The 9,035-nt window shown below is 31.9% G+C and carries 8 protein-coding genes; 7 read left to right on the top strand and 1 reads right to left on the bottom strand.

The genetic code is table 11. From position 1 onward, the window contains the following. The first annotated feature begins 191 nt into the window (after nucleotides 1–191). The 6 genes from Q5I06_RS05830 (at nucleotide 192) to Q5I06_RS05805 (ending at nucleotide 6,250) form a co-directional block, all read left to right on the top strand. Nucleotides 192–1,616, top strand: a complete 1,425-nt coding sequence (locus tag Q5I06_RS05830) for a Do family serine endopeptidase (protein ID WP_305517130.1) — start codon at nucleotides 192–194, stop codon at nucleotides 1,614–1,616. 121 nt (nucleotides 1,617–1,737) lie between these two features. Next, the gene (rfbA, locus tag Q5I06_RS05825) at nucleotides 1,738–2,613 is read left to right on the top strand and encodes a glucose-1-phosphate thymidylyltransferase RfbA (RefSeq protein ID WP_305517131.1); all 876 of its coding nucleotides are present in this window, start codon (nucleotides 1,738–1,740) and stop codon (nucleotides 2,611–2,613) included. Between the two features lie 19 nt (nucleotides 2,614–2,632). Continuing rightward, nucleotides 2,633–3,655, top strand: coding sequence for a radical SAM protein (locus Q5I06_RS05820; protein WP_305517132.1), 1,023 nt, complete (start codon nucleotides 2,633–2,635; stop codon nucleotides 3,653–3,655). A 435-nt stretch (nucleotides 3,656–4,090) separates the two neighbouring features. Beyond that, a complete protein-coding gene (locus Q5I06_RS05815; RefSeq protein ID WP_305517133.1) occupies nucleotides 4,091–5,161 on the top strand; it encodes a DegT/DnrJ/EryC1/StrS family aminotransferase in 1,071 nt (356 codons plus the stop codon). Beyond that, on the top strand, nucleotides 5,158–5,847 hold the full coding sequence (locus Q5I06_RS05810; protein ID WP_305520919.1) for a glycosyltransferase family 10 domain-containing protein: 690 nt from the start codon (nucleotides 5,158–5,160) through the stop codon (nucleotides 5,845–5,847). Before Q5I06_RS05815 ends, Q5I06_RS05810 begins: the two co-directional genes overlap by 4 nt. Then, nucleotides 5,813–6,250: a hypothetical protein gene (locus Q5I06_RS05805; RefSeq protein WP_305520918.1), complete on the top strand. Its 438-nt coding sequence runs from the start codon at nucleotides 5,813–5,815 to the stop codon at nucleotides 6,248–6,250. The genes Q5I06_RS05810 and Q5I06_RS05805 overlap by 35 nt, the downstream gene beginning before the upstream one ends. Nucleotides 6,251–6,294: 44 nt before the next feature. Here the strand turns inward: Q5I06_RS05805 and Q5I06_RS05800 are convergent, their stop codons facing one another. Further along, nucleotides 6,295–7,485, bottom strand: coding sequence for an NAD(P)/FAD-dependent oxidoreductase (locus Q5I06_RS05800; RefSeq protein WP_305517135.1), 1,191 nt, complete (start codon nucleotides 7,483–7,485; stop codon nucleotides 6,295–6,297). Nucleotides 7,486–7,701: 216 nt separating this feature from the next. On the opposite strand from Q5I06_RS05800, the gene Q5I06_RS05795 reads away from it, so the two are divergent. Further along, a complete protein-coding gene (locus tag Q5I06_RS05795) occupies nucleotides 7,702–9,006 on the top strand; it encodes an Opr family porin (RefSeq protein ID WP_305517136.1) in 1,305 nt (434 codons plus the stop codon). Nucleotides 9,007–9,035 lie beyond the last annotated feature (29 nt).

Raw genomic sequence — 9,035 nt, 5'->3', positions numbered from 1 at the left:
TTCCAAATTGTATTAGTATTGTTGATTGTTGGGTTAGTTATTTTATCTGCTATTATTTTGTTTGGATTGGATGTTTTCCTTAGCTATTAAAAATTAGTGTGTATCAAAAAAATATAAAAAAACACTTAGTTTTTTAAATATTTATGATTTTGCTTTAGAATCTGTTCTTAGTTATCAATAAGGAGTTTGAAATGAAATATAAAATTTTAGTTAGTGCTGTTTTGGCAGGTGCTTTGAGTTTGAATGCCTTTGCAATTGAAGATGTTCCAAGTGTGAATAAACGTATTGCTCCAGATGTAGCTCCTAATATGGTTTATTCTTATAATAATTCTGTAAAAGAAGCAACAAAAGCAGTAGTTAATATTTCTACTCAAAAGAAAATAAAAAATCAAATAGCCAATAATCCAATGTTTAATGATCCATTTTTTCAACAGTTTTTTGGAGATATGTATAGTCAAATACCAAAAGATAGAGTTGAAAGAGCATTGGGAAGTGGAGTGATTATTTCCTCAGATGGATACATTATTACGAATAATCATGTTATTGATGGAGCAGATAAGATTACTGTTACTCTACCTGGAAGCACAGAGGAATATTCCGCTACTTTGGTAGGAGCTGATCCAGATGGTGATCTTGCAGTGATTCGCATCAACAAAAAAAATCTACCTTATATAAAGTTTGCTAATAGCTCAGATTTGCTTGTTGGAGATTTAGTATTTGCTATAGGAAATCCATTTGGTGTAGGTGAAACCGTAACACAGGGTATAGTTTCAGCTCTTAATAAAAATGGTATGGGAATCAACAATTATGAGAATTTTATACAAACTGATGCTTCTATCAATCCTGGAAATTCAGGAGGTGCTTTGATTGATAGTAGGGGTGCTTTGATTGGAATTAATACTGCAATTATTTCCCGAACAGGGGGAAATCATGGCATTGGCTTTGCCATTCCTTCAAATATGGTCAAAACAATTGCAACAGAGCTTATTAAAAATGGTAAAGTCGAGAGAGGATTTTTGGGCGTAGGCATACAAGATGTTGATAATAGTCTAAGAAACACTTATCAAGACAAAGAAGGTGCTGTTGTTATAAGTGTAGAAAAAGATTCACCAGCAAAAAAAGCAGGTTTGATGGTTTGGGATTTGATTACAGAAGTTGATGGCAAGAAAATAAAAGATGCTGCACAACTTAAAAATATTATTGGCTCCTTAGCTCCTAATCAAAAAATTGTGGTCAAGTATATTCGAGATAAAGTCGAACATACAGTTACGATTACATTAGATGAGAGAAAAAGTGGTAATAAAAAAGAAGTCAGTGTTCCTAAAGGTAATATGCAAGGACAGTTAAGCGGATTAAAGGTCGAAGCACTCACACCTCAGATCAGACAAAGAAATAAAATTCCAAACGATATTAATGGCGTTATCGTTAGTTCTGTTGCAGAAAACTCTCCTGCAGAGGATGCTGGGTTTGCACAAGGAGATATTATTTCTCAAATTGAGGATATTTCTATAAAAAGTACTGCAGATTTTACAAAAGCACTTGATAAATATAAAGGCAAAACTAAACGCATACTTATTTATAGCAATAATGGAATCAAAACTATCGTAACTAAGTAGCATTTATCTCTTTGTCATCTCTCTTTGTTGATGATAAAGAGAATTTCCAACCCTAAGCATTAAGATAAATATCAAAAACTTTAAGTTAGAATGCCTAAATAAAATGCAGTGAGGAGTTTGTTTGAAAGGGATTATTTTAGCTGGGGGGAATGGCACTAGACTTTATCCTACTACCCTTGCAATATCCAAACAACTTCTCCCTATCTATGATAAGCCGATGATTTATTACCCCTTGTCTGTTCTGATGCTTTCAAAAATTCGTGAAGTTTTGATTATTTCTACCCCCAAAGACATTGGTAAATTTCAGGAAATATTTTCTGATGGAAGTTGGTTGGGGATGTCTATAAGTTATTGTGTTCAGCCTGAGCCAAATGGACTTGCTGAGAGTTTTATTTTGGCAAAGGATTTTATTCTTGATGATAGTGTATGTCTTGTTTTGGGAGATAATATTTTTTATGGACAAGGCTTTAGTCAGTTACTTCAGAAATCTTCAAAATTGGATCCAAAAAAAGGTGGAGCAGTTGTTTTTGCCTATCCTGTAAAAGATCCCCAAAGGTTTGGTATTGTTGAGCTTACAAAAGAGTTTGAACCCATTGCTATTGTGGAAAAACCACAAAAGCCAAAAAGTAATCTCGCATTGACGGGGCTATATTTTTATGATAATTCAGTCATAGAAATTGCTAGTTCGCTTAAGCCATCTCCTAGAGGTGAGCTAGAGATTACAGATGTAAATATTGCTTATTTGAAAAATCATAAGTTAAATGTTGAAGTCTTAGGAAGAGGTTTTGCATGGCTAGATACTGGAACTCACGATAGCCTAGTTGAAGCCGGTAGTTTTGTTCAGACCATTGAACATAGACAAGGCTATAAAATCGCATGTATAGAAGAGATCGCATATAACAATGGGTGGATAGATGCTCAGATATTAAGACAAAGAGCACAAAGACTTGAAAAAAGTGGATATGGAGAATATTTACTGAAATTGTTAGAAGAATAAAACAAACAATGGAGCTTAGATGAAAAAAATAAACAATTTCAATTCAGATGAAAAGATACTGCGGTACACTAATAAGATAGATTATTTTTTTAACTCCCACAAGACATTAGTGGTCACCGAATTAGATCTCACCAATAAATGCAATCATCGTTGTCCTGGATGTTGTGGTCATAATGAAAATAATGCTGAATTAGAAAAAGAGCAAGTTGAAGCAGTAGTCGAAGGACTTAAGAGTTTGGATAATAAAGGTGTAATCCTATCTGGCGGAGGTGAACCCACTATTAGCCCTTATTTTGAGTACGCCATTTCTCTGATAAAGAAAGCTGGAATGAATATTGGATTGAATTCTCACGGAATGAGTTTAGATGAAAACAAAGCTAGAATAATCGCTGAAAATCTTGAATATTTTAGAATAAGTTTGGATGCTGGAAGTCCTGAGATGTATGGAAAAATACACGGAATGAAACCCCATCATTTTGAAAAAACACTTGAAAATATTGCAATGTTTGCTCAAATAAAAAAAGAACTCAATTCAAAAACAAGCTTTGGCGTAGGCTTTCTCACTTCTAAGCTTACGCAAGATGATATGGAACCTTTTGTGAAACTTGTTAAAGAACGAGGTGCAGATTTTGCACAGTTTAGACCTTTTACAGGAGATACTTTAGATATTTTACCTCGTCTTGAAGAGCTTAAGAAAAAATATGAAGATGATGATTTTAAAATTGTCGCAAGTTATCAAAAATACAAAGAAATGTTTGATGTGAGTTATCGTGGTTATGATAAATGTCATGGAATGTTCTTTTCCACGGTTATTAGTGCAGATTTTAAGGTTTGGGCTTGTTTGCATTTTAGGCAAAGTGAAAAACATTTTCTAGGAGATTTAAGAGAACAAAGTTTGGAAGAGATATGGAAGGGTTCAAGAATAAGAGAAGTGTATGAATCTATCAATTGTGCGGAATGTCCTATACTTTGTCGAAATGATAGTTTTAATCGGACATTAAATAAACTCAGCTTAGATGTGATTAATAGTGAATTTTTATAATTATGCAGAAAATAAAATATTTTTAAAAGGATTTTAAGATCATCTTAGGCTTTTGTTTTTTTGTAAAATTGATATGTTTTTATTTGTCTGATTTGTTCGATATGTTAGTGTGAGATTTTACGGAATTTTGGATTTTTTCAGAAGTTCTTTTTCTCAAATAAATTTTAATAAAAGATTGATTTGATGATTTTTTTAAAACCAATCCTCTTATAAGAATGATTGATTATTGTTTTAATAACACCTGTCTATTAAAAACCTTTAACAAACTGATAGGCAATTATAAATGCGGAGAATTAAACTTATCAAGCCTTCTAAAATCAAGAATGACAATAAATTTTCATCGTTGATAGTATGTTTTGATAGTATTTGTAGCTTTTTTGATTGCTTTAAATGGTGGTATAATTTGACTAATAATAACATTAAAGGTTGGAAGTTTTGGATAGAATCAATGTAAATAAACCTTATTTACCAGATATGGATAGATACAAAAAATATCTTGATAGGATTTGGAAAAATCACCATTTGACAAATTTTGGTCCCCTTAGCATAGAGTTAGAAGAAAAATTGTGTGAATATCTAGGTGTTGATAATTTGCTTTTAGTGAGCAATGGAACTTTGGCACTTCAGATTGCCTATAAAGTCTTAGATATAAAAGGAGAGGTTATCACTACACCATTTTCCTTTGCTGCTACTACAAACACTCTTTTATGGGAAGGTTTAAAGCCAATATTTTGTGATATTGATTCTGAAACATTTTGCATTGATGAGCAAAAAATAGAACCACTTATCACATCTGCTACGGAGGCTATTTTGCCTGTACATGTTTTTGGAAATCCATGCGAAGCGGAATCTATAGATAAAATTTCTAAAAAGCACAATCTCAAAATTATCTATGATGCTGCTCATGCTTTTGGAGTGAAATATAAAAACAAAAGTGTCTTTAATTACGGCGATATATCTACTTTAAGTTTTCACGCCACTAAGTTGTTTCATTGCATTGAAGGAGGTGCACTGATAGCTAAAGATAAGGAGCTCATAGCTAAGGCAAAAAAAATAATTAACTTTGGTTTGTCAAATAGTTTCCCAGAGTTGCTTGGGATTAATGCTAAAAATAGTGAGTTTCATGCAGCTATGGGTCTTTGTATACTTGAAGATATGGATATTATTTTTCAGGAGCGTCAAAAAATATGGGAGTATTACTATAAAGAACTTAAAGACTTTTTTTGTGTTCAAAAAATATCCAAATACGCGAACAATAACTTCCATTATTTTCCCATTTTGCTTGAAAATGAGGAGAAATTACTCAATGTTTTAAAAACTTTAGAAGCAAAAAATATTTTCCCTAGAAGATATTTCTATCCTGCTCTAAATACCTTGCGTTTTAATCTTGTACATCAGGATTGTCCTATTGCTGAGGATATCTCAAATCGTATTTTATGCTTACCTATTTATATGGGTCTTTCACAAAAAGATCAAGATAAAATTATAGAAGGGCTTAAATTTTGAAACCTACGATAAAGTTAAAAATACTTGATTGGTGGAGAGGAGAGAGTTTTTATGATAATTATTTTGTGAGAATACTCTCTAAGAAATACAATGTTATTGAAGAAGAAAACCCTGACTATGTACTTTACTCAGTGTTTGGGTATGAGCATAGAAAATATGATTGTATTCGGATATTTTTTACAGGCGAGAATATTTGTCCTGATTTTAATATATGTGATTATGCTATAGGTTTCAACGATATTGTTTTTGAAGATAGGTATATTCGTTACCCACTTTATCTTTTAAATGAAAAAGATATGGAAAGGGCAGTAAAAAAACATATTATTACAGATGATATTATGCAAAATAAAACGAAGTTTTGTAATTATATCTATTCGCACTCTAATAGCTCAAAGCTTCGAGAAGAGTTTTTTGACTTGCTTAGCAATAGTTATAAAAAAGTTGATAGTGCTGGAATATACCGTAATAATATAGGTTTTTCTTTACCTATTATAAATGGTGATTTTTCTAGCAGTAAGTATGAATTTATGAAAAATTATAAATTCACTATAGCATTTGAAAATTCCTCCACAAATGGCTATACAACAGAAAAAATTATTCAAGCATTTGGAGCTAGAACGATTCCTATTTATTGGGGGAATCCTAAAATAAGTGATTTTTCTCTCCGGGGGGGGGGGGGTAAATGATAAATCTTTTATTAATGTACATTCATTTAACAGCCTTAATGAAGTCATCGACAGGATTATAGAGATAGATAGAGACGATAGGCTATTTTTGGAAATATTAAAAGAACCAGTTTTTGTTGATCGGCTTTACCATTTAAAACAGTATAATTTATTAATGGATTTTTTTGACAATATTTTTTGTCAAAATATTTCAAAGGCAAATCGCCGAAAAAATGAACATTGGTTTAGAAATTATAATCAAGCGTACTTACAAATGACATCTATGCTTGTATTTAGAATAAAATTATCTGCAATCAAACAGAAAATACTCGGAATAATCTATCATCAAAATAAGATCCTTGTATTTTTAAGAAGAATTGGTTTTACTAGATGGTGCAAAAAATTTTTTAGAAAAAGAGATTGAAAACCATTTTTTACACCTTATTTTTTAGAGACTAGCCTTATTGTTTAAAATATCCCTAAAACACTCTTAAGTTTCATAACCCAAAGATTTTCAATAGATCGTTTTACTGTATAGGCAAATGATCCTGATATCTTTCTATCCATAAAAATTCCCAATCCATATCCTTTTCCTAGAGAACATATGCTTCCTTTGGGCTCAAAATAAAAAGTTTTTTCTATAGAATGCCCTTGAATAATACAGTGGAGTGTTTCACCCACATAAGCCCCTTCTCGAACCGAGATTTGTGCAGTAGGGGCGTGGAAACGACCAGTTTTAGGATCTTTTAATGCTCCACAATCTCCAACAATAAATATTTTATCTCTATTTGGGAGGACTTCCTTTGGATGGAGATATTCATCAATTTCTATTTTGCTACGAGCACTTTGAAACTCCGTAGAATTTTGTATGACTTTATTTCCTTTTACCCCAGCACTCCAAATGATTGTGTTGCCATGAATTTTTGAACTTTTGCCATCTTTTTCAATTATTACACCATCTTTTAAGCACTCTAGTATTTTTGAGTTTTCTAATACCTCGATCCCAAGTTCCTGAAGCCTCTTTGATGCTTGTGTGCTTAAAATATTGTCGAACATTGGCAGAATATGTGGCATTGCTTCAATACAGGAAATTTTTATATTTCCTTTAGGGATGTCGGCTTTTTTGGCTTTGATGTTTAGCTCTTGAGCGAGTGAAGTGGCAAATTCAACACCGCTAAATCCACCACCACAGATTATGAATTTAAGTTCATTGATATCTTTGTTGTTTTTGTAGTTTTCAAATTTTTGATCAATATGATTTTTGATATTGATAGAGCTTTCATAAGAAGTCATACTCAAAGAGTATTCTTCAATCCCCTTTATTCCAAAAGAATCAGAATCAAAACCGAGTCCTATAACTAGGTAATCATAATCATAAATACCATTTTGCCCAATCACTTGATTTGAACTTGGCTGGATTTGAGTGATTGTATCTTGAATGAAAGTGATTTCCGAAGGTAAAATATCTTTAAGCGGATATTTTATTCCTTTAAGCTTTGCTCCAGAGGCTACCTCATGAAGCAAAACTGTATGATAGTGGTAATCCTGATTGCTGATAAGAGTAATTTGAGCATTTGTGAAATCTTTGTGTGTTAGTTTTTTTACTGCACTTAGGCATCCGTAACCTGCACCAAGCAATAAAATTCTAGGCTTTTGCATAGCACTCCCTGAAATAAGTTTAAAAAATTTTAGAATCAATCAATTTCAAAATTTTAACATTATTTTGAAAAAATTCAAATTAATTTCAATATCCATTGATTGACCTAATCGTTTTTGATGAAGGCTTTGTATAAAATCATATATAATTGCACGCAATAATAAATTAGAGTATTTCTATTAATAAATATTAAAAAAGGGTTAGCTATAAAGACATTATTGCTTGAAAATCATCTATTGCCTAAAACAATAAGTTCAGTAGTTATTAGATTTTTATTCTGTTTTTTGTTTATAGGACATATTTTTTTATGTATGCTGAACGCTTATGAGAACGATTATTTTGAGATTTCTGATGCACAAGTGGGTTTTTTTAGTTCAGGCGGATTTGGGAGTTATGAGGACGATAAGCTTACTGGAGGTTATACAAATCTTTTTAGTACCTTAAGCATAGGAATCAAGGGTGCTTATGGGTTTGATTTTGGAGTTGGAGGAAGTGCGGTAGTCCTATTACATAAAGTAAAAAATAATGATATATATTCAGATATTAATAATAATGAAATTGGTGTTGGTTTTCGTATTAATAACGACGAAGCTAAGGATTTTAGATATACCAGTGATAATGCAATATTACACACATTGTATATGCGCTATACGAACTCCTGGGGTACTTTTACAGCAGGAAGATTTCCATTGAAGTTAGAGTGGATAGGGGATTATTTAGAGGGAGTGAATATAGAGATTGACAGATTCAAGGATTGGACAATCCAAGCTGGTTGGTTTGATAGACAAGCTTATGGGGATGCAGAAGAAAATGTTCATTTTGGATATATTAAACATTGGTATGAAAAATATGAAGGTTACAGGATTAATAATAATTATTTTTTGGATATAAAATATAGCAATGATTTTTTGGCTATCAATGCTTATTACAATTACTTTGACACGCTTCTTTATGCTGTTGGCTTCAAAACAGATTGGAGCTTTGGATATGGAGATTGGAAATTTGCAACATTGCTTCACTATGTTTTTGTAGCTTCAAGTCTGCAAACACAAGATCAATGCGATCAACCTTTTATTGCAAGTGCTGCAGGTCTTGCTTGTTATGTTCCTTCAACTATGGGGTCTGTATTGGGCTACTTGTTGCAGCTAGAACAAGGTTTAAACTTTAAAGATTGGTATTTTTCTATGGGATATTTACAAAACGACAAAAAAGGTTCTACAAATAATTTACCTATTTATTCGGACAATAATCCCTTAGAATATAACACTGTTGTTTATGGAGGAGGGGCAAAAACAGGTTATATTAGTCTTAAATATGAGTGGGCAAAAACATATTTTTTAAGTTTGAAATATGGCTTGAGTTATTATTATTCAAATGGCAATTTGTTTTCCCAAAGCCAATTCAATGCTTTGGCAGGTGTTGATTTTTCTCATATCAATGTTTCGTTAGGTTATTTTAATATTGATGATAAGAGCGGATATAAGAATAATATTGCTAGAATTTGGTTGGGATTTAAGTTTTAGATATGATTTATTCTTGACACAAACACAAC

It is taken from the genome of Helicobacter cappadocius, from assembly GCF_030688855.1.
Lineage (GTDB): Bacteria > Campylobacterota > Campylobacteria > Campylobacterales > Helicobacteraceae > Helicobacter_J > Helicobacter_J cappadocius.
This window is presented reverse-complemented; position numbering and strand designations above follow the sequence as displayed.

Coding starts and splice junctions, on each gene's coding strand:
- Q5I06_RS05830 (WP_305517130.1), top strand. CDS start 192: ATGAAATATAAAATTTTAGTTAGTGCTGTTTTGGCAGGTGCTTTGAGT.
- Q5I06_RS05820 (WP_305517132.1), top strand. CDS start 2,633: ATGAAAAAAATAAACAATTTCAATTCAGATGAAAAGATACTGCGGTAC.
- Q5I06_RS05800 (WP_305517135.1), bottom strand. CDS start 7,485: ATGCAAAAGCCTAGAATTTTATTGCTTGGTGCAGGTTACGGATGCCTA.